Origin of the sequence: Buchnera aphidicola (Sarucallis kahawaluokalani) (genome assembly GCF_005080725.1) — a bacterium.
Lineage (GTDB): Bacteria > Pseudomonadota > Gammaproteobacteria > Enterobacterales > Enterobacteriaceae > Buchnera_L > Buchnera_L aphidicola_AF.
In genome coordinates this window covers 367139-385810 of sequence record NZ_CP032999.1, presented here as the reverse complement: position 1 = coordinate 385810, position 18672 = coordinate 367139, and the positions used below count along the sequence as shown (strand labels likewise).

The 18672-nt window shown below is 28.1% G+C and carries 31 protein-coding genes; 30 read left to right on the top strand and 1 reads right to left on the bottom strand.

Features of this window, described 5'->3' with window-relative positions; genetic code table 11:
- Nucleotides 1–5: 5 nt before the first annotated feature.
- From aroB to trpS, 3 genes are read left to right on the top strand one after another with little or no spacing between them, the layout of a single operon-like run.
- Nucleotides 6–1100 (top strand): 3-dehydroquinate synthase, encoded by a 1095-nt coding sequence (gene aroB / locus D9V78_RS01860; RefSeq protein ID WP_158350865.1) that lies wholly within the window; start codon nt 6–8, stop codon nt 1098–1100.
- Nucleotides 1101–1132: 32 nt separating this feature from the next.
- Nucleotides 1133–1807, top strand: coding sequence for a ribulose-phosphate 3-epimerase (gene rpe, locus D9V78_RS01855; RefSeq protein ID WP_158350863.1), 675 nt, complete (start codon nt 1133–1135; stop codon nt 1805–1807).
- Nucleotides 1808–1854: 47 nt separating this feature from the next.
- Nucleotides 1855–2847: a tryptophan--tRNA ligase gene (gene trpS / locus D9V78_RS01850; RefSeq protein ID WP_158350861.1), complete on the top strand. Its 993-nt coding sequence runs from the start codon at nt 1855–1857 to the stop codon at nt 2845–2847.
- Nucleotides 2848–2866: 19 nt separating this feature from the next.
- Here the strand turns inward: trpS and tsgA are convergent, their stop codons facing one another.
- Complete coding sequence (tsgA, locus tag D9V78_RS01845; protein WP_158350858.1) at nt 2867–4033, bottom strand: MFS transporter TsgA; 1167 nt, start codon at nt 4031–4033, stop codon at nt 2867–2869.
- 186 nt (nt 4034–4219) lie between these two features.
- On the opposite strand from tsgA, the gene tusD reads away from it, so the two are divergent.
- The 27 genes from tusD (at nt 4220) to rpmD (ending at nt 18672) form a co-directional block, all read left to right on the top strand.
- Nucleotides 4220–4603 (top strand): sulfurtransferase complex subunit TusD, encoded by a 384-nt coding sequence (tusD, locus tag D9V78_RS01840; RefSeq protein WP_158350856.1) that lies wholly within the window; start codon nt 4220–4222, stop codon nt 4601–4603.
- Nucleotides 4604–4607: 4 nt separating this feature from the next.
- Nucleotides 4608–4967, top strand: a complete 360-nt coding sequence (gene tusC / locus D9V78_RS01835) for a sulfurtransferase complex subunit TusC (protein WP_158350854.1) — start codon at nt 4608–4610, stop codon at nt 4965–4967.
- A gap of 15 nt (nt 4968–4982) precedes the next feature.
- On the top strand, nt 4983–5270 hold the full coding sequence (tusB, locus tag D9V78_RS01830; RefSeq protein WP_158350852.1) for a sulfurtransferase complex subunit TusB: 288 nt from the start codon (nt 4983–4985) through the stop codon (nt 5268–5270).
- 54 nt (nt 5271–5324) lie between these two features.
- Nucleotides 5325–5699, top strand: a complete 375-nt coding sequence (gene rpsL, locus D9V78_RS01825) for a 30S ribosomal protein S12 (protein ID WP_158350850.1) — start codon at nt 5325–5327, stop codon at nt 5697–5699.
- A gap of 51 nt (nt 5700–5750) precedes the next feature.
- The gene (gene rpsG / locus D9V78_RS01820) at nt 5751–6221 is read left to right on the top strand and encodes a 30S ribosomal protein S7 (RefSeq protein ID WP_158350849.1); all 471 of its coding nucleotides are present in this window, start codon (nt 5751–5753) and stop codon (nt 6219–6221) included.
- Between the two features lie 118 nt (nt 6222–6339).
- The gene (gene fusA / locus D9V78_RS01815; protein WP_158350847.1) at nt 6340–8445 is read left to right on the top strand and encodes an elongation factor G; all 2106 of its coding nucleotides are present in this window, start codon (nt 6340–6342) and stop codon (nt 8443–8445) included.
- A gap of 59 nt (nt 8446–8504) precedes the next feature.
- The gene (gene tuf / locus D9V78_RS01810) at nt 8505–9689 is read left to right on the top strand and encodes an elongation factor Tu (RefSeq protein ID WP_158350845.1); all 1185 of its coding nucleotides are present in this window, start codon (nt 8505–8507) and stop codon (nt 9687–9689) included.
- Between the two features lie 233 nt (nt 9690–9922).
- Nucleotides 9923–10234 carry a 30S ribosomal protein S10 gene (rpsJ, locus tag D9V78_RS01805; protein ID WP_158350843.1) on the top strand — a complete coding sequence of 104 codons (312 nt, stop codon included), beginning with the start codon at nt 9923–9925 and terminating at the stop codon, nt 10232–10234.
- Nucleotides 10235–10263: 29 nt separating this feature from the next.
- On the top strand, nt 10264–10893 hold the full coding sequence (rplC, locus tag D9V78_RS01800) for a 50S ribosomal protein L3 (RefSeq protein ID WP_158350841.1): 630 nt from the start codon (nt 10264–10266) through the stop codon (nt 10891–10893).
- A 10-nt stretch (nt 10894–10903) separates the two neighbouring features.
- A complete protein-coding gene (gene rplD / locus D9V78_RS01795) occupies nt 10904–11509 on the top strand; it encodes a 50S ribosomal protein L4 (protein WP_158350838.1) in 606 nt (201 codons plus the stop codon).
- The gene (rplW, locus tag D9V78_RS01790) at nt 11506–11808 is read left to right on the top strand and encodes a 50S ribosomal protein L23 (protein WP_158350836.1); all 303 of its coding nucleotides are present in this window, start codon (nt 11506–11508) and stop codon (nt 11806–11808) included. Before rplD ends, rplW begins: the two co-directional genes overlap by 4 nt.
- Before the next feature lie 25 nt (nt 11809–11833).
- Entirely contained in the window at nt 11834–12661 is an 828-nt protein-coding gene (rplB, locus tag D9V78_RS01785; RefSeq protein ID WP_158350834.1) for a 50S ribosomal protein L2, read from the top strand.
- A gap of 14 nt (nt 12662–12675) precedes the next feature.
- Entirely contained in the window at nt 12676–12954 is a 279-nt protein-coding gene (rpsS, locus tag D9V78_RS01780) for a 30S ribosomal protein S19 (RefSeq protein WP_158350832.1), read from the top strand.
- 15 nt (nt 12955–12969) lie between these two features.
- Nucleotides 12970–13302, top strand: coding sequence for a 50S ribosomal protein L22 (rplV, locus tag D9V78_RS01775; RefSeq protein ID WP_158350830.1), 333 nt, complete (start codon nt 12970–12972; stop codon nt 13300–13302).
- 22 nt (nt 13303–13324) lie between these two features.
- Nucleotides 13325–14020: a 30S ribosomal protein S3 gene (gene rpsC, locus D9V78_RS01770; RefSeq protein WP_158350827.1), complete on the top strand. Its 696-nt coding sequence runs from the start codon at nt 13325–13327 to the stop codon at nt 14018–14020.
- Between the two features lie 25 nt (nt 14021–14045).
- On the top strand, nt 14046–14450 hold the full coding sequence (gene rplP / locus D9V78_RS01765; RefSeq protein ID WP_158350825.1) for a 50S ribosomal protein L16: 405 nt from the start codon (nt 14046–14048) through the stop codon (nt 14448–14450).
- A 5-nt stretch (nt 14451–14455) separates the two neighbouring features.
- The gene (gene rpmC / locus D9V78_RS01760) at nt 14456–14653 is read left to right on the top strand and encodes a 50S ribosomal protein L29 (protein ID WP_158350823.1); all 198 of its coding nucleotides are present in this window, start codon (nt 14456–14458) and stop codon (nt 14651–14653) included.
- Entirely contained in the window at nt 14650–14904 is a 255-nt protein-coding gene (rpsQ, locus tag D9V78_RS01755) for a 30S ribosomal protein S17 (RefSeq protein WP_158350821.1), read from the top strand. Before rpmC ends, rpsQ begins: the two co-directional genes overlap by 4 nt.
- A 120-nt stretch (nt 14905–15024) precedes the next feature.
- Nucleotides 15025–15393: a 50S ribosomal protein L14 gene (rplN, locus tag D9V78_RS01750; protein WP_158350819.1), complete on the top strand. Its 369-nt coding sequence runs from the start codon at nt 15025–15027 to the stop codon at nt 15391–15393.
- A gap of 19 nt (nt 15394–15412) precedes the next feature.
- Nucleotides 15413–15736, top strand: a complete 324-nt coding sequence (rplX, locus tag D9V78_RS01745; RefSeq protein ID WP_158350817.1) for a 50S ribosomal protein L24 — start codon at nt 15413–15415, stop codon at nt 15734–15736.
- Between the two features lie 9 nt (nt 15737–15745).
- Nucleotides 15746–16285 (top strand): 50S ribosomal protein L5, encoded by a 540-nt coding sequence (rplE, locus tag D9V78_RS01740; protein ID WP_158350815.1) that lies wholly within the window; start codon nt 15746–15748, stop codon nt 16283–16285.
- A gap of 15 nt (nt 16286–16300) precedes the next feature.
- On the top strand, nt 16301–16606 hold the full coding sequence (rpsN, locus tag D9V78_RS01735) for a 30S ribosomal protein S14 (RefSeq protein WP_158350812.1): 306 nt from the start codon (nt 16301–16303) through the stop codon (nt 16604–16606).
- 43 nt (nt 16607–16649) lie between these two features.
- Nucleotides 16650–17045 (top strand): 30S ribosomal protein S8, encoded by a 396-nt coding sequence (gene rpsH, locus D9V78_RS01730; RefSeq protein ID WP_158350810.1) that lies wholly within the window; start codon nt 16650–16652, stop codon nt 17043–17045.
- A 12-nt stretch (nt 17046–17057) separates the two neighbouring features.
- On the top strand, nt 17058–17594 hold the full coding sequence (gene rplF / locus D9V78_RS01725; RefSeq protein ID WP_158350808.1) for a 50S ribosomal protein L6: 537 nt from the start codon (nt 17058–17060) through the stop codon (nt 17592–17594).
- Entirely contained in the window at nt 17594–17962 is a 369-nt protein-coding gene (rplR, locus tag D9V78_RS01720) for a 50S ribosomal protein L18 (RefSeq protein ID WP_158350806.1), read from the top strand. Before rplF ends, rplR begins: the two co-directional genes overlap by 1 nt.
- Nucleotides 17963–17974: 12 nt before the next feature.
- On the top strand, nt 17975–18478 hold the full coding sequence (gene rpsE / locus D9V78_RS01715; RefSeq protein WP_158350804.1) for a 30S ribosomal protein S5: 504 nt from the start codon (nt 17975–17977) through the stop codon (nt 18476–18478).
- An 8-nt stretch (nt 18479–18486) separates the two neighbouring features.
- The gene (rpmD, locus tag D9V78_RS01710; RefSeq protein WP_261978890.1) at nt 18487–18672 is read left to right on the top strand and encodes a 50S ribosomal protein L30; all 186 of its coding nucleotides are present in this window, start codon (nt 18487–18489) and stop codon (nt 18670–18672) included.

The following is an 18672-nucleotide window of genomic DNA, read 5'->3' as shown; positions in this document are numbered from 1 at the left end:
ATACTATGATTATACACAAAATACCTGTAATTACGAAAAATCATTCTTATGATATTTACCTTGGAAATAATATATTTAATAAGTTTGAATATAAATTTTATCCTTTTCAGACAGGTGATAGATGCATTTTAGTTACTAATCAAACTATTTTTAAAATATGGAAAAAAAAAATATTACAGTATTTTTCTAATCATCAAATTACTGTAGATACATTTATTTTAGCTGATGGTGAAAATCATAAAACATTATATTCTATAAATTTATTATTAACTTTTTTGCTAGAAAAATTACATGATCGTCGTTCTATATTAATTGCATTCGGTGGTGGAGTAATAGGTGATATTACCGGATTTGCTGCTTCTATTTATCAAAGAGGTATACGTTTTGTACAACTTCCTACGACTTTTTTATCTCAAGTTGATGCAGCTATAGGTGGTAAAACAGGTGTAAATCATGAATTAGGTAAAAATATGATTGGAACTTTTTGGCAACCAGAATCAGTTATTACTAATATTGAGTTTTTAAATACTTTACCGTACCAACAGTTAATATCTGGCCTTGCTGAAGTTATTAAATATGCTATTTCTTTTGATTATATGTTTTTTGAATGGTTAGAAAAAAATATAAAAAAAATTTTATCATTAGATCCAATAACAATATTATATTGTATCCAAAAGTGTTGTAAAATAAAATCTAAGATAGTTAATTTAGATGAACATGAAAAAGGTTGTCGGTTATTTTTAAATTTAGGACATACTTATGGTCATGCTATTGAAGCATATTTTAAATATACTAATTGGTTACATGGAGAAGCAGTTGCTATAGGTATGGTTATGTCTATTTATACATCTCAAATATTAGGTATAATAAGCTTTCATGACGGGAAACGTATGATTAGTTTAATTAAAAATGCTGATTTACCTATATATGCACCACGAAATATGTCTCCTAAATGTTATTTATCATACATGATGCGTGATAAAAAAAGTCACTCTGGGAAAATAAAATTAATTATACCTTCCGCTATTGGTAAAGTTAAAATCTTAAAAGATGTGAATCAAAATATTATTTTTTCAGCGATACAAAAATGTTTAAATTAAAAATTCTATTTATTGAATAATACGGGATGAAAATGAAAAAAATTTTTATTGCTCCTTCAATTTTATCGGCAAATTTTGCAAAATTAGGTCAAGAAGTTCAAGAAGTATTATTAGCAGGTAGTGATATAATTCATTTTGATGTTATGGATAATCATTATGTACCAAATTTAACTTTTGGTCCCATGGTTTTGAAATCTTTAAGAGAGTATAAAATTACAGCACCTATTGATGTGCATTTAATGATACAACCTGTTGATAGTATTATTCCCTCTTTTGCAAAAGCAGGAGCAAATTTTATTACTTTTCATCCTGAGACGAGTGATAATATTAAAAATACATTATCATTAATTAAATCATTTGGTTGTAAGTCTGGTTTAGCAATTAATCCCGGGACATCTTTATCTATTTTAGATGAATTTATGGATCAGATAGATATTATTTTATTAATGAGTGTTGCTCCTGGTTTTTCTAATCAAAAATTTATTTCTTCTACCTTAAATAAAATTTATCATGTGAGAAAAAAAATTGATCGTTGTAATTCTAATATATTATTAGAGGTTGACGGTGGTATTAATATTAATAATATTATAGAAGTTGTATCTTTAGGAGTAGATATTGTTGTTATGGGTTCTTTTATTTTTCAATCTAAAGATTATAAAAAAACGATCAGTATTATTAAAAATAAACTTAATGTATTACATATATAATTTTATTTTTATGCATATAGTATAAATTTATTAAAGGATAAAGTACGATGGGATCAAAGCAAGTTATTTTTAGTGCCGTACAACCGTCTGGGAAACTTACATTAGGTAATTATATTGGTGTAATATCGCATTGGTCAAATATGCAAAAAATGTATAATTGTATGTATTCCATTGCTGATTTACATGCAATTACTGTAAAACAGGAAAAAAAGGTTTTAAAAAAACAAGTTTTAGATACATTAGCTATGTATTTAGCTGCAGGGATTCATCCTAAGTCAAGTATTATATTTTTACAATCAGAAGTGAAAGAGCATTGTCAGTTATATTGGATATTAAATTGTTGTACATATTTTGGTGAATTAATGCGCATGACACAATTTAAAAGTAAATCTAAAATAAATACAAAAAATGTAAATATTGGTTTATTTAGTTATCCTGTTTTAATGGCTGCAGATATTTTATTATACCAGAGTGATAAAGTATTAATTGGTAAAGATCAAATACAGCATATTGAATTAGTTCGTAATATTACTCGTCGAATAAATTTTTTATATGGTAAGATTATGAAAACACCTGAAGTATATATACCGAATTTATATAGTGCAAAGATTATGTCATTATTAAATCCGATGCATAAAATGTCTAAATCAGATGTAAACAAAAATAATGTAATTTTTTTATTAGATAGTATTCAATGTATTGTAAAAAAAATTACACAAGCAGTTACTGATTCAGGTAATAAAATATTTTACGATGTATATAAAAAAGCAGGAATCTCAAACCTGTTAAATATTTATTCTAGTTTAACAGGTGTAAGTATTTCAGAACTAGAAGTTATGTTTGAAAAAACAACATATAAAGATTTTAAATTTTTAGTTGCGAAAATAGTATCAAAAAAATTGTATCAATTACAAGAAAAATTTTATTATTTTAGAAATAAAGAATTATATTTGCGTGATATTTTAAATGATGGCGCATGTGTAGCAAAAATGAAAGCTCAAAAAACTATTGATAGAATTTATCATGCGATAGGTATATAAGTATTATTATGTTATATAATTAAAAATGTTTTTTATGTTTACTGGTAAAATATAATATCCCACATAATATAAAGACTATGCTATATAATATATTTGGAATCATTAAAGCGTCTTTTATTCCCATTGTAGAAACAATCGGTCCAGTAATAATAAATGTTAATAATGTACCGACTGTACCACATACAAGTATTAAGTTAATAATTTTTTGTGATGGTTGTTTTGTTTGTAGTGACGCCAGAGTTATAATTATTGTATAAATAGCACTTGAAAAAAAACCTAATGCAAGAATAATGAAGTTAAACAATTTTATTGAGTGGTTATGGATAAAAAGATACATTAGAAATGTAGAAATACCACTTAATGTAGTTAGTGCGATTTGTAGATCGATAAATTTTAATATATAGCTAAAACACCACATACCTATCATATATGAACACCAAAAATTACTGACTAAATGACTTGCGGATTTAATATTCATCCCGATAGTTTGTCTTGCATATTCCGGTATCCAGGATATAAATCCTAATTGTCCTAAAATATAACATAATGCTGTAAAGCATAAAATTAATACACTTAATTGGTAAGTCTTGTTTTTTATATTAGGAACCTCAGATTCTATTTGGTAAATCGGGAATTGTACATTTATAGTTATTAAAAAAATAATAAAATATATTGTACCAATGATAAAATAAATCCAATACCATAATACATGATTATTTAATAAAAATGCAGTAATTATTGGAAAAATAATTCCAGCCATACTAAAAAATGAATCTGTGATTAATAATTTAGATGTTCTTTCTTCACCATGATAAATGTTTGTAATTAAAAATGTTCCTATAGACATAGTTATTCCTCCAACCATACCAAGTATGAACATATTAACGCATAAGAATAATACACTATGTAAATTGATAAATCCTATAATTGCTGTGATTATTAATATAAAACCAATAATAATTTGTTTTTTTAGTGAAATTATTTTTGTAATCCATGAATTTAAAAAAATAGAAATTAATATTCCAGCATTTAAAAAAGTAAAAGTGTTACTAATATCCGAAATGGATAATTTAAAATATTGTGCAATATTTCTTATAATTACTCCTGTAATAACAATCATTGCTCCTGTTAAATAATATGATAAAAAGCTAATAATAGTTAAGCCAAGTTTGTCTTTTTTTTTCATATTTTCCTATTTTATTTTAAATATTTATATTAAATAATACTTAATTATATTATATATTTATTTTGATATATCGTATGTAATATGATTTTACAAAATTTGAATTTTGAATAAAACGTTTTTACTTTTATTTTATTATATGGTAAGATGGACTTTATATATCTGTATTTTTTGATTAATTAAAGTATTATGCTAGTATACACAATTTTAGTGACAAGTTCTGTATTAGAATCTCAAAATTCTAGGAGTGCATTTTTATTTGTAAATTCTTTATTGCATAATACATCGCATTCTATTCATAGCATTTTTTTTTATAGTAATGGGGCGTTTAATGGGACTACAATGATAAAAATAGATGAAATTGATCTTTCAGAGAAGTGGTATAAATTAAGTAAAATATTTTCAATTAATCTATATATTTGTTCTACTGCTGCACAAGATCGTGGTATAATACCGTCACACATTAAACAATGTACTGATTTACATGAAAATATACGTCATGGATTTCAATTAGCAGGTTTAGGACAATTGATATATGCAATATTAAATACAGATCGTTTTTTACAGTTTTAATTATATGAAAAAAGTAGCTATTATATTCTCGAATGCACCTTATGGTAGTAATTTAGGATTAGAAGGTTTAAATATTGTTTTATCTATGACTTGTTATATAGAAAATATAGGATTTTTTTTTGTTGGAGATGGAGTATTACAGATTTTGGATTATCAAAAACCAAATCATATATTTTCTAAATCATATTTTCCTACTTTTAAGATGTTTAATTTATATAATATGCATAATTTTTATTTATGTTATGAATCTTTATTACAACATGGTTTAAGTGCAAATGTTTTTTATTCTTTAAATGTGCATATTTGTAATTTTTCAAATATAAGAAATCAAATATGTAATTTTGATGTTCTTTTAAACTTTTAAAATCTATAAAATATTATGTTACATATATTATCAAATTCTCCTTTTAAAGTAGATATCTATTCAATGTTTGAAATGTTGTTACCTCAGGATAGTGTTATTGCATTACAAGATGGCACTTTAATTTCTATAAGTAAAAACTTTTTATTAAATGAATTAATTAAACATTCAAAAAATTTATACGTATTACAAGAAGATGTATTTGCTCGCGGTATTTCGGAATATATTTCACATAATTTTAAGTTAATTAATTATTCTGATTTTGTTGTTTTAACAGAAATGCATGATAAATGTATTAATTGGTAGTTTTTTAAAGTGTAATTTTTATATTTTTGATTGATTTAATGAAGAAGAGGATATATGGTTACTATAAATCAGTTAGTAAGAACACCTCGTGTGAAAAGAATAATAAAAAATAATGTTCCTGCATTAGAAGGATGTCCTCAAAAAAGAGGTGTATGTATCAGAGTATATACTACTACTCCTAAAAAACCTAATTCTGCTTTACGGAAAGTTTGTCGTGTAAAATTAACTAATGGATTTGAAGTGACTGCTTACATTGGAGGTGAAGGGCATAATTTACAAGAACATTCAGTAATTTTAATCCGAGGAGGACGTGTTAAAGATTTACCTGGTGTGAGATATCATGTAGTCAGGGGGGCATTAGATTGTGCTGGAGTTAAAAATAGAAAGAATAGCCGATCAAAGTATGGTGTAAAAAAAATAAAGAAATAATTTTATAATATATAATTATACATTTATTTATTTATAAGGAAAATATTTGATATGTCTCGACGTCGTATGATTCAACAGAGAAAGATTTTACCTGACCCTAAATTTTCTTCTGAAATCTTATCAAAATTTATTAATATACTTATGGTTAATGGAAAAAAATCTATTGCAGAATTTATAGTGTATTCTGCGTTAGAAAAAATATCTTTACAAACAAAGAAGAGCGAATTAGATGTTTTTGAAATAATTTTAGAAAATGTTCGTCCAACTGTAGAAGTGAAATCACGTCGAGTAGGGGGATCAACATATCAAGTACCAGTAGAAGTTCGACCGGTGAGAAGAAACACACTAGCTATGAAATGGATTGTACATGCAGCACGTAAGCGTCAGGATCATTCTATGTTTATGAGATTATTTAAAGAATTTGTAGATATTTTAGAAAAAAAAGGTGCTGCTATAAAAAAAAGGGATGAAGTACATCGTCTAGCAGAAGCAAATAAAGCGTTCGCACATTATCGATGGTAGAAAATTTAAAAAAATAATATAAATATATTAAAGAATAATAATTACAATATAAAATTTATATAGTTCTATAATATATGTATATTAGTTAATTGTATTTATTTATATATAAGGAGAGATCATGATTCGTAAAACGCCAATTATACACTATCGTAACATTGGGATTAGTGCACATATTGATGCTGGTAAAACAACTACTACAGAACGCATTTTGTTTTATACAGGAATTAATCACAAGATTGGTGAAGTTCATGATGGTACTGCTACAATGGATTGGATGGAGCAAGAACAAGAACGAGGTATTACAATCACATCAGCTGCAACAACTACTTTTTGGTCTGGTACAAGGAATCAATTTCCATCTCATAGAATTAATATTATTGATACTCCCGGTCATGTAGATTTTACAATTGAAGTAGAAAGATCGATGCGTATTTTAGATGGAGTTGTTATGGTATATTGTGCTGTAGGTGGGGTACAACCTCAATCAGAAACTGTTTGGCGACAAGCTGAAAAATATAAGGTGCCTCGTATTGCTTTTATAAATAAAATGGATCGTACTGGAGCGGATTTTTTTAAAGTTTTAGATCAAATGAAAAAACGTTTACAAGTTACTCCAATTCCTTTACAATTATCTATTGGGACTGAAGAGAATTTTGTTGGTATAGTAGATTTATTAAAAATGCAAGCAATATATTGGAATGAAAAAGATCAGGGTATTACTTTTCGATACGAGAAAATTCCCAATAATATGCTTTCTATTGCAAAACAATGGAATCAAATTTTAATTGAATCTGCAGTAGAATGCGATGAAAATCTTACAGAAAAATATCTGAACGGTGATAATTTATCAGAATCAGAAGTAAAGCTTGCATTACGTCAGCGAGTTTTAAAAAACGAAATTATTTTAGTAACATGTGGTTCAGCGTTTAAAAATAAAGGTATACAATCTTTGTTAGATGCTGTAATTGAATATTTACCTTCTCCTATTGATATTTCTGCTGTACAGGGTATTTCAGGAGTAAATAAATCAACTACTACACGTCTTCCAGATGATAAAGAATCTTTTTCTGCGCTGGCTTTTAAAATCTCTACTGATCCATTTGTCGGAAATTTAACTTTTTTTAGGGTATATTCAGGAGTTGTATCTTCTGGTGATACAATATTAAATTCAGTTAAGATGCAAAAAGAACGATTTGGTCGAATTGTTCAAATGCATGCTAATAAAAGAGAAGAAATTAAAGAAGTACGTGCTGGTGATATTGCTGCAGCAATTGGATTGAAAAATGTTATTACCGGAGATACTTTATGTGATTTAAATCAACCTGTCATATTAGAAAAAATGGAATTTCCAGAACCAGTTATTTCAATTGCAATAGAACCAAAAACTAAAACAGATCAAGAACGTATGGGTTTGGCTTTGAGTCGTCTAGCAAAAGAAGATCCATCATTTCATGTACGAATAGATCATGAATCTAATCAAACTATTATCTCAGGTATGGGTGAATTGCATTTAGAGATTATTATAGATCGGATGAAACGCGAATTTAATGTTGGAGCAAATATTGGTAAACCTCAGGTTGCATATAGAGAAACAATTCGTAATGTAGTAAAAAATATTGAAGGTAAGTATATTAAACAAACAGGTGGTCGAGGTCAATACGGACATGTAGTTATTGATATATTTCCTTTAATTGATTCTAAAGTAGGGTATCAATTTATTAATGATATTAAAGGTGGTATCATTCCTAATGAATATATTTCTGCAATAGATAAAGGTATTCAAGAACAATTAAAATCAGGTCCTCTTGCAGGATATCCAGTAGTTGATCTTGGTATACGATTACATTTTGGGTCTTACCATGATGTAGATTCGTCTGAGCTTGCATTTAAATTTGCTGCTTCCATAGCTTTTAAGAATGGTTTTCAACAGGCAAAACCTGTTTTATTGGAACCAATTATGAAGGTTGAAGTAGAAACTCCAGAAGAATATATGGGAGATGTTATAGGGGATTTAAATCGTAGAAGAGGTATTATTGAAGGTATGAAAGATTTGCCATTAGGTAAATTAGTTTCTTCTAAAGTGCCATTGTCCGAAATGTTTGGGTATGCAACTGATTTACGTTCTCAGACTCAAGGAAGAGCTTCTTATTCTATGGAGTTTTTGCATTATTTAGAAACTCCTAAAAGTATTGCATTAAATATTATTGAAAAAAAAGATAAATAATTTTTAAATATTTAAATATATTATACACTTATCAAAAATCTTTAATAAAGGGAAAAATTGTGTCTAAGGAAAAATTTCAAAGATTAAAGACACATGTTAATGTTGGAACAATAGGTCATGTAGATCATGGTAAAACTACATTAACTTCTGCGATTACAACTGTCTTATCTAAGAAGTATGGTGGTTCAGCACGTGCTTTTGATCAAATCGATAATGCTCCTGAAGAAAAGGCAAGAGGTATTACTATTAATACATCACATGTTGAATATGATACCAAAAGTAGACATTATGCACATGTTGATTGTCCTGGACATGCCGATTATATTAAAAATATGATTACTGGTGCTGCTCAAATGGATGGTGCTATTTTAGTTGTTGCAGCAACTGATGGTCCTATGCCTCAGACTCGAGAACATATTTTATTAGCTCGACAAGTTGGTGTACCTCATATAGTAGTTTTTTTGAATAAATGTGATATGGTAGATGATGAGGAATTATTAGAACTAGTTGAAATGGAAGTGCGAGATTTATTAACACAATACGATTTTCCAGGAGATGATACTCCAATTATTCGAGGTTCTGCATTAAAAGCACTAGAGGGAGATTCCCATTGGGAGCAAAAAATATTAGATTTATCGAATGCATTAGATGATTATATTCCAACTCCAAAAAGAGATATTGATCAAGCATTTTTATTACCGATTGAAGATGTATTTTCAATTTCTGGTCGAGGTACTGTAGTAACTGGTCGGGTTGAAAAAGGTGTAGTAAAAGTAGGTGAAGAGATAGAAATTGTTGGTATAAAACCAACCGTGAAGACGATTTGTACCGGTGTTGAGATGTTTAGAAAATTATTAGATGAAGGTCGTGCTGGAGAAAATGTTGGAATATTACTTCGTGGTACAAAACGTGATGAAATTGAACGAGGTCAAGTGTTAGCTAAACCTGGAAGTATTACACCTCATACAAAATTTGAATCAGAAGTATATATTTTATCGAAAGAAGAAGGTGGACGTCATACACCATTTTTTAAAGGTTATCGACCACAGTTTTATTTTAGAACAACTGATGTTACAGGATTTATTGAATTACCTGATGGTGTAGAAATGGTTATGCCTGGTGATAATATTAAAATGATTGTTACATTAATTCATCCGATTGCTATGGCTGATGGTTTACGATTTGCGATTCGAGAAGGTGGAAAAACTGTTGGTGCTGGTGTAGTAATTAAAGTTATAAATTAATTGAAATATTGTTTGTACTATTAGTTTAATTATTATCAAGAAGGAGGATAAATATATTCTCTTTTCTTGATTTACTATATTATTTCAATATATTTTGAATTATTATTTTTTTTATAATATATTATCGTATAATTATACTTATATAATGAAATCGTAATATATAAATTTCTATTTCGAATCGCTAATTATTATGCGATGTATTTTTCTTATTATATTATTGGAATATTGATAATATGCAGAACCAGAGAATTAGGATTAGATTGAAAGCATTTGATCATCATTTAATTGATCAATCTACATTTGAAATTGTTGCAACTGCAAAAAGAACAGGTGCAAAAGTGAAAGGTCCAATTCCTTTACCAACAAAAAAAGAGCGATTTACAGTGTTAATTTCTCCTCATGTTGATAAAGATGCCCGTGACCAATACGAAATTCGTACACATAAACGATTAATTGATATTGTTAAACCAACTGAAAAAACCGTCGATGCACTAATGCGGCTTGATTTAGCTGCTGGAGTTGATGTTCAAATTAGTTTAGATTAAAACTATCATCTTATAATTGGTAAAATTCTATGATTGGACTTGTTGGTAAGAAAGTTGGTATGACTTGTATTTTTCATAAAAATGGTATATCAACTCCAATTACTGTAATTGAAGTTAAAAAAAATTATATTACGCAGATTAAAAATATTACAACTGATTCTTATAATGCAATTCAAGTAACTACAGGTGTTAAAAAAAAGAAAAAAATATTAAAAACAGAAGTGGGACATTTTTCTAAATCTGGAGTATTAGTTGGATCTGGTTTATGGGAATTTAGGGTATCTAGTAATGAACAATTTAAGTTAGGTCAAATTCTTGATGTAACATTGTTTAATACTATTAAAAAAGTAGATATTTCTGGCATATCTAAAGGAAAAGGATTTTCAGGAACTGTCAAACGTTGGAATTTTAGTATGCAAGATGCTACACATGGAAACTCGTTATCACATAGAGCTCCGGGATCTATTGGTCAAAATCAAACTCCAGGAAGAGTATTTAAAGGAAAAAAAATGTCTGGCCACTTAGGTAATAAACGTGTAACAATTCAGAATTTAAAAGTTATGAAAATTGATATTGTAAATGATTTAATGTTTATTAAAGGTTCAGTACCTGGTCCAAATGGCAGAAATGTTATTATTAGACCAGCAATAAAAATATAAGGAGTTGTATATGCAATTAATTGTACAAGATGATCAATCATACATTTCTGTTGCAGATACTGTGTTTAAAAAAAAATTTAATTCAGCTTTGATTCATCAAGTGGTAACTGCTTATCTTTCTGGTGCTAGACAAGGTAGTCACGCGCAGAAAAATAGATCGGAAGTGTCAGGGTCTGGTAAAAAACCCTGGCGTCAAAAGGGAACAGGTCGTGCTCGTGCAGGATCTATTCGTAGTCCGATTTGGCGATCCGGTGGGGTAACTTTTGCATCGAAACCAAAATCATATTTTCAAAAAATTAATAAAAAGATGTATCGTGGGGCATTAAAAAGTATTTTTTCCACTTTAATACAACAAGAACGTCTCATTTTGTGTAGAGAATTTACTATTGCAGAGCCAAAAACGAAAATTTTATTAAAAAAATTAACAGGTATGTCTTTAAAAGAGGTATGTATTATTACAGATATTATAGATAATAATTTATTTTTAGCTTCTCGGAATTTATATAAAATATGTGTAAAAGATGTGAAATCAATTGATCCAGTAAGTTTGATTAATTTTAAAAATACTATTATTACTGTTCAAGCATTAAAAAAAATTGAAGAGAGATTATTATGATTACTGATGATAAATTATTTAAAGTACTATATTCTCCTCATGTATCTGAAAAATCTACAGTACTTTTAAAAAAAAGTAATACTATAATATTTAAGGTATCGGTAAAATCTACAAAGTATGAAATTAAATGTGCAGTACAAAAATTATTTTCAGTGATAGTAAAAAATATTAATACCATTGTTGTAAAGGGTAAGGTAAAACAAAAAGGTAAATTTAATGTTCGTTCTAATCATTGGAAAAAAGCATATGTTCAATTAAAATCAGGACAAAATTTAGATTTTATAAATAACGTTGTCTAAATAAGTTTAAAGGTAAATGTTTATTATGGTAATTATTAAATGTAATCCTACTTCTCCAGGTCGTCGCCATGTTATTAAAGTAATTAATAAAAAATTATACAAAGGACGTCCTTTTCATTTATTATTACAAAATAATAATAAAAGCGGGGGAAGAAATAACCGTGGTCGTATTACTACACGACATATTGGGGGTCGGCATAAAAGGATTTATCGTATTATTGATTTTAAGAGATTAAAAGATAACATGTATGCTAAAGTAGAACGATTAGAATATGATCCTAATAGATCATCAAATATATTTTTAATTTTATATGAAGATGGTACTAGGAATTATATTTTAGCACCGAAAGGTTTATCTGTGGGTGAAAAAATTATTTCTGGAGAGCAAGTACCAATTACTATTGGTAATAATTTACCAATGTGTAATATTCCAGTTGGTACATTAATTCATAATATTGAAATGAAAGTTGGTAAAGGCGCACAAATTGCTCGTACTGCCGGAAGTTCTGCACAAATTATTGCTCATGAAAATAATTATGTTAGTGTAAGATTACGATCGGGTGAAATCCGTAAATTAAATGCTAAATGTAGAGCAACCATTGGAGAAATTAGTAATTCTGAACATATGTTACGTATGTTAGGTAAAGCAGGGGCATCGCGTTGGAGAGGTATTCGTCCTACTGTTCGAGGTACCGCTATGAATCCAATTGATCATCCTCATGGTGGTGGAGAAGGTAGAAATTTTGGTAAACACCCTGTTACACCTTGGGGACAGCAAACGAAAGGAAAAAAAACTCGTAAAAATAAACGTACTGAACGATTTATTTTACGGCATCGTAATTATAATAAATAGTTTAAGGATGTTTTATGCCTAGATCGCTCAAAAAAGGCCCTTTTATTGATATTAGTTTACTGAAAAAAGTTGAAAAATCTGTTTTAGATGATAACAAAAAACCAATAAAAACATGGTCCAGACGATCAACAATTTTTCCAAATATGGTTGGATTAACTATTTCAATACATAATGGTAAACAACATATACCAATTTTTATTACTGAAGAAATGGTTGGTCATAAATTAGGAGAATTTGCACTCACTAGAACTTACAGAGGGCATATTTCCGATAAAAAAATTAAAAAAAAATAGGTATAAGATGATTTTATGGAAATTATAGCGAAGTACCGAAAAGCAAAATCACCTGCTCAAAAAGTAAGATTAATAGTAGATATGATAAGGGGTAAAAAAGTAATTCAAGTATTTGATATACTAAATTTTCATAAAAAAAAGTCAGCTTTTTTTGTATATAAATTACTCAAATCAGCTGTTGCTAATGCAGAACATAATTATGGAATTGATGTGCATAATTTAATTATAAAAAAAATTTTTGTAGACTCAGGTCCGGTAATGAAACGTATGATGCCTAGAGCTAAAGGTCGATCCGATAGAATATTAAAAAGAACGAGTCATATTACTGTGATTTTATCTGATCAATAAATTTTAGGAGAATAGAGTAATTATGGGTCAAAAAGTACATCCCCATGGCATGAGATTAGGGATTATTAAAACTTGGAATTCTACTTGGTTTGCACAAAAGAAAGAATTTTCTGAATACTTACATAGTGATTTTAAAATACGAACTTTTTTAAAAAAAAAACTTATAAAAGCTTCTGTTTCACGTGTAGTGATTGAAAGACCTGCTAAAAATGTCCGTGTAACAATTTATACATCCCGACCGGGTATTGTGATTGGAAAAAAAGGAGAAGATGTTGAAAAATTAAGATTAATTGTATCTAATATTACTGGATTTCCAACACAAATTAATATTGCAGAAGTAAAAAAACCGGAAATAGATGCTAAATTAATCGCAGATAATATTACTTTGCAACTTGAACGACGTATTATGTTTAGACGAGCTATGAAACGTGCAGTACAAAATGCGATGCGACATGGAGCACAAGGTATCAAAGTAGAAGTCAGCGGTAGATTAGGTGGTACAGAAATTGCACGTAGGGAATGGTATCGTGAAGGACGTGTACCATTGCATACTTTACGTGCAAATATTGATTATAGTTTATCAGAAGCACATACCACTTATGGTATTATTGGAGTGAAGGTATGGGTTTTTAAAGGTGAAATTCTTGATGGTATGGAATGTTTAAAAAATGAAAATAAGAATTTTTTACATCCAAAAAAAAATAATATCAAGTATTAAATAAACCTGGGAGATTATTGTATTTATGTTGCAACCTAAACGTACTAAATTTCGAAAAATGCATAAAGGAAAAAATAGAGGTTTAATTTTAACTTCGAAGATTAGTTTTGGTAAATTTGGAATTAAAGCAATTACTCGTGGTAGATTAACGTCACGTCAAATTGAATCTGCAAGACGTGCAATTACTAAATCTATGAAAAGGCAAGGTAAACTATGGATCAGGGTTTTTCCGGATAAACCAATTACACAAAAACCTTTAGAGGTACGTATGGGAAAAGGGAAAGGAAATGTTGAGTATTGGGTTGCTTTAGTACAGCCAGGGAAAATATTATATGAAATTGATGGTCTTTCAGAAAATGAATCTCGTTTAGCATTTAAATTAGCAACGTCGAAACTATCTGTGAAAACAACATTTATAAGTAAGCGGTGATAAAAATGAAATTAGTTAAATGGCACAAAACTACAATAAATAATTTACATACTGAATTAGTACATTTATTTCGTGAACAGTTTAGTTTAAAGATGCAATTTTCTACTGGTAAATTAAAGAAAAATCATATGTTACGTGTAGTACGTAAAAAAATTGCTCGTATTAAAACAATTATTACGTTAAAGAGTAAGGATCATGTATGAATACTAAGAGGATTCGTACTATAAAAGGTACAGTAGTAAGTAATAAAATGAATAAATCTGCTGTAGTGTTAATAGAGCGTATGATTAAACATTCGGTGTATCAAAAATTTATTACAAAAAAGACAAAATTGCATATTCATGATGAATATAATGAATGTATAAATGGAGATATAGTAGAAATATCAGAATGTAGGCCAATTTCTAAAACTAAATCTTGGAAATTAGTGAAAGTTATTAAAAATTCTTTATAAACTAATATAATAATTTGAAGACATGAATATGAGCATGTCTTCCTTGTTTTTTTATTCTAACAGTAATATAATATATTCTTTTATATATAATATAATAATTTTTGAGGAAAATATATATTTATGATACAAGAGCAAACAGTATTATATGTTGCTGATAACTCTGGTGCAAAATCTGCTATGTGTATTAAAGTGTTAGGCGGTTCTAAAAAAAGGTATGCAAAAATTGGTGATATTATTAAAGTTGCTATAAAAGATGCAGTTCCGAGAGGAAAAGTTAAAAAAGGAGAAGTATTTCAAGCAGTTGTTGTACGTACTAAAAAAGGTGTACATCGTTCTGATGGATCGTTAATTCGTTTTGATAAGAACGCATGTGTTATTTTAAATAATTTACATCAACCAGTTGGAACTCGTATATTTGGACCAATTACACGTGAGTTACGTACAGAAAAATTTATGAAAATTATTTCTTTAGCACCTGAAGTATTATAATTATTAAAGGAAAATAAATATGACTATGAAAATTAGGTGTTTAGATTCAGTAATAATTATATCTGGTAGCAATAAAGGGAAAACTGGTACAGTTAAATCTATTTCTCCTGATAAATCTAAAGTGATTGTAAAAGGTATTAATATTGTTAAAAAACATCAAAAAGCTATTCCTGAAAAAAATATTACTGCAGGTATTCTAAAAAAAGAAGCTTGGATACATATTTCTAATATAGCTATTTTAAATCCTGAAACTAATCGTTCAGATCGTATTGGGTTTAAATTTATTAATGGAAAAAAAATGAGATTTTTCAAATCTAATAATAAAATTATTTCATATAAGTAGGTACAACATATGATGTCGTTATATGATTTATATAAATCAAAAGTAGTAAAAAAATTAATGGAAAAATTTAAATATGTTTCTGTGATGCAAGTACCAAATATAGAAAAAATTACGTTAAATATGGGTATTGGAAAAGCAGTTCATAATAAAAAATTTTTGGAAAAAGCAATACAAGATTTAACTGTAATTTCAGGTCAGAAACCATTTATTACAAAATCTAAAAAATCTATTGCTGGTTTTAAAATTAGACAAAACTATCCTATTGGTTGTAAAGTGACTTTACGAGGTACGCGTAAATGGGATTTTTTGCATCGATTGATTACAATTGTAATACCAAGAATTCGTGATTTTAGAGGTTTTTCAAAAAAATCTTTTGATGGTCGAGGGAATTATAATATGGGAATATCTGAACAAATTATATTTCCTGAAATTAATTATGATACCATTGATCAAGTACGAGGATTGGATATTGCAATTACTACAACTGCAAATTCTGATATTGAAAGTTTATTCTTGTTATCTTCTTTAAATTTTCCTTTTCAATTATAACCAGTTAGGATTAATATGGCTAAAGAATCGATGAAAGCACGTGAATTAAAACGTATTAAATTAGGAAAAAAATTTTTTGTTAAACGAAAAAATTTAAAAAATATTATTTCTAATATATTGTTACCAAAAAAAACTCGGTGGGATGCAGTATTAAAATTGCAAACTTTTCCACGTGACTCTAGTTTATCTAGACAACGTAATAGGTGTTTTAAAACCGGTCGACCTCATGGTTTTTTAAGAAAATTTGGATTAAGTAGAATAAAAGTTCGCGAGGCAGCAATGCGCGGTGAAATTCCCGGTTTAAGAAAATCTAGTTGGTAAAAATTAATATATTATTATTGAAAAAATCACAGGAGTAGATAATATGAGTATGCAAGATCCAATAGCAGATATGTTAACTAGTATTCGTAATAGTCAAGCAGCTAATAAAGTTGAAGTTTGTATATTTTCTTCGAATATTAAAATTGCTATTGCAAATGTTTTAAAAAAAGAGGGTTATATTGTTGATTATATAGTAAAAAAAAAAAAAAATAAGTCAATGTTAAATATTTTTTTAAAATATTTTAACGGAAAGTCTGTAATTGATGTAATAAAACGTATTAGTAAACCCAGTGTACGTGTTTATAAAAAAAAAAAAAATTTACCTGTTGTGATGGATGGTTTAGGAATTGCGATTTTATCTACTTCAAAAGGTGTTATTAGTAATAAACAAGCTATTAAAATTGGAATAGGTGGAGAAGTTATTTGTATAGTTTCTTAATAAGGAGTGGATATGTCACGTATTGCAAAAAAACCAATTTGTGTACCAGATGATATAGATATTACATTTAAAGGTCATACTATTATTATTAATCATAAAAAAAACTGTATTACACGTAAAGTACATGAATCTGTTATTGTTGAATATATTGATAATAAGATATTTTTTAAACCTAAATTTAATACATGTGCTGGATGGATGTATTCAGGTACTGAACGATCATTGGTAAATTCTATGATTATTGGTGTGAAAGTTGGTTTTTCAAAAACATTAAAGGTAGTTGGTGTAGGTTATAAAATTAATATTGAAAAGAATAATATTATTAATATGTCTTTAGGATATTCGCATACAATTCAATATGTTTTACCTAAAGATGTAATAGCAGAAAGTATTTCTACAGTAGAAATAGTTTTAAAAAGTATGAATAAACCACTATTGGGGCAAGTAGCCGCAAATATACGCGCAAAACGTAAACCTGAAATATATAAAGGCAAAGGTGTTCGTTATTTAGGTGAATTTATACGTATCAAGGAGGCTAAGAAAAAATAATGTATATTGATAACAATAAAAAATTTTTCAGAATACGTCGTAGTTTAAAAATTCGATGTAAATTTAAAAATTTAAATGCTATGCGATTAGTAGTGCATCGTACTTCACGTCATATATATGCACAAATTATTAATACAAAAACTGCAACGGTATTAACAACAGCATCAACATTGGAAAAAAATATTCAATCTAAGTTATCGTCTTATACTGGTAATAAATTATCTGCAAGTTTCATTGGTTTAATGATAGCACAACGAGCATTAAAAAAAGGTGTTGATTCTGTTATTTTTGATCGTTCCGGTTTTAAATATCATGGTCGAATAAAATCTTTAGCAGAATCCGCAAGAAAATCAGGGTTAAAATTTTAAGGATATAATAATATGATATACCATGATAAAAAAAACAATAATGTATTACAAGAAAAATTAATTACTGTGAATCGTGTATCTAAAACTGTTAAAGGAGGTAGAGTTTTTTCATTTGCTGCTTTGACTGTTGTTGGAAATTCTAAAGGAAAGGTTGGTTTTGGATATGGAAAAGCTCGTGAAGTACCTGCAGCTATACAAAAAGCTATGGAGCAAGCACGTCGTAATATGATTGATGTGAAAATTCAAAATGGTACTTTGCAACATGCAGTAAAAGGTGTTCATACCAGTTCGACGGTATTTATGAAACCTGCATCGCAAGGTACTGGAATTATTGCTGGGGGAGCAATGCGTGCAGTATTAGAAGTTGCAGGTATACATAACGTGTTAGCAAAAACATATGGTTCAACTAATCCTATTAACGTTGTTCGAGCAACTATACATGGTTTAAAAAATATGCAATCACCAGAGATGATTGCTGCAAAAAGAAATAAAACTGTTTTTGAAATTTTAGGATAAATTTTTGTATGATTAAAAAAATTTTTATTACACAAATTAAAAGTCGGATTGGTCGTTTACCTCAACATAAAGCAATACTAATAGGATTAGGCTTACGACGTATTGGTCATACTGTTATTAGAGAAGATACGCCTAGTATTCGTGGTATGATTTCTAAAATATCTTATATGTTAAAAATTATAGAGGATAAATAA

What these genes read in the sequence shown, in the direction of transcription:
- rplC (WP_158350841.1), top strand. Translation starts at nt 10,264, where the DNA reads ATGATTGGACTTGTTGGTAAGAAAGTTGGTATGACTTGTATTTTTCAT.
- rplF (WP_158350808.1), top strand. Translation starts at nt 17,058, where the DNA reads ATGTCACGTATTGCAAAAAAACCAATTTGTGTACCAGATGATATAGAT.
- rpsQ (WP_158350821.1), top strand. Translation starts at nt 14,650, where the DNA reads ATGAATACTAAGAGGATTCGTACTATAAAAGGTACAGTAGTAAGTAAT.
- tusB (WP_158350852.1), top strand. Translation starts at nt 4,983, where the DNA reads ATGTTACATATATTATCAAATTCTCCTTTTAAAGTAGATATCTATTCA.
- rplB (WP_158350834.1), top strand. Translation starts at nt 11,834, where the DNA reads ATGGTAATTATTAAATGTAATCCTACTTCTCCAGGTCGTCGCCATGTT.
- tsgA (WP_158350858.1), bottom strand. Translation starts at nt 4,033, where the DNA reads ATGAAAAAAAAAGACAAACTTGGCTTAACTATTATTAGCTTTTTATCA.
- fusA (WP_158350847.1), top strand. Translation starts at nt 6,340, where the DNA reads ATGATTCGTAAAACGCCAATTATACACTATCGTAACATTGGGATTAGT.
- rplP (WP_158350825.1), top strand. Translation starts at nt 14,046, where the DNA reads ATGTTGCAACCTAAACGTACTAAATTTCGAAAAATGCATAAAGGAAAA.
- rpsC (WP_158350827.1), top strand. Translation starts at nt 13,325, where the DNA reads ATGGGTCAAAAAGTACATCCCCATGGCATGAGATTAGGGATTATTAAA.
- rpsJ (WP_158350843.1), top strand. Translation starts at nt 9,923, where the DNA reads ATGCAGAACCAGAGAATTAGGATTAGATTGAAAGCATTTGATCATCAT.
- rpsN (WP_158350812.1), top strand. Translation starts at nt 16,301, where the DNA reads ATGGCTAAAGAATCGATGAAAGCACGTGAATTAAAACGTATTAAATTA.
- rpsS (WP_158350832.1), top strand. Translation starts at nt 12,676, where the DNA reads ATGCCTAGATCGCTCAAAAAAGGCCCTTTTATTGATATTAGTTTACTG.
- tusD (WP_158350856.1), top strand. Translation starts at nt 4,220, where the DNA reads ATGCTAGTATACACAATTTTAGTGACAAGTTCTGTATTAGAATCTCAA.
- rpmD (WP_261978890.1), top strand. Translation starts at nt 18,487, where the DNA reads ATGATTAAAAAAATTTTTATTACACAAATTAAAAGTCGGATTGGTCGT.
- rpe (WP_158350863.1), top strand. Translation starts at nt 1,133, where the DNA reads ATGAAAAAAATTTTTATTGCTCCTTCAATTTTATCGGCAAATTTTGCA.
- rplD (WP_158350838.1), top strand. Translation starts at nt 10,904, where the DNA reads ATGCAATTAATTGTACAAGATGATCAATCATACATTTCTGTTGCAGAT.
- rpsG (WP_158350849.1), top strand. Translation starts at nt 5,751, where the DNA reads ATGTCTCGACGTCGTATGATTCAACAGAGAAAGATTTTACCTGACCCT.
- rpsL (WP_158350850.1), top strand. Translation starts at nt 5,325, where the DNA reads ATGGTTACTATAAATCAGTTAGTAAGAACACCTCGTGTGAAAAGAATA.
- rpsE (WP_158350804.1), top strand. Translation starts at nt 17,975, where the DNA reads ATGATATACCATGATAAAAAAAACAATAATGTATTACAAGAAAAATTA.
- rplX (WP_158350817.1), top strand. Translation starts at nt 15,413, where the DNA reads ATGACTATGAAAATTAGGTGTTTAGATTCAGTAATAATTATATCTGGT.
- rplN (WP_158350819.1), top strand. Translation starts at nt 15,025, where the DNA reads ATGATACAAGAGCAAACAGTATTATATGTTGCTGATAACTCTGGTGCA.
- rplR (WP_158350806.1), top strand. Translation starts at nt 17,594, where the DNA reads ATGTATATTGATAACAATAAAAAATTTTTCAGAATACGTCGTAGTTTA.
- rplW (WP_158350836.1), top strand. Translation starts at nt 11,506, where the DNA reads ATGATTACTGATGATAAATTATTTAAAGTACTATATTCTCCTCATGTA.
- trpS (WP_158350861.1), top strand. Translation starts at nt 1,855, where the DNA reads ATGGGATCAAAGCAAGTTATTTTTAGTGCCGTACAACCGTCTGGGAAA.
- rplE (WP_158350815.1), top strand. Translation starts at nt 15,746, where the DNA reads ATGATGTCGTTATATGATTTATATAAATCAAAAGTAGTAAAAAAATTA.
- tusC (WP_158350854.1), top strand. Translation starts at nt 4,608, where the DNA reads ATGAAAAAAGTAGCTATTATATTCTCGAATGCACCTTATGGTAGTAAT.
- aroB (WP_158350865.1), top strand. Translation starts at nt 6, where the DNA reads ATGATTATACACAAAATACCTGTAATTACGAAAAATCATTCTTATGAT.
- rpsH (WP_158350810.1), top strand. Translation starts at nt 16,650, where the DNA reads ATGAGTATGCAAGATCCAATAGCAGATATGTTAACTAGTATTCGTAAT.
- rplV (WP_158350830.1), top strand. Translation starts at nt 12,970, where the DNA reads ATGGAAATTATAGCGAAGTACCGAAAAGCAAAATCACCTGCTCAAAAA.
- rpmC (WP_158350823.1), top strand. Translation starts at nt 14,456, where the DNA reads ATGAAATTAGTTAAATGGCACAAAACTACAATAAATAATTTACATACT.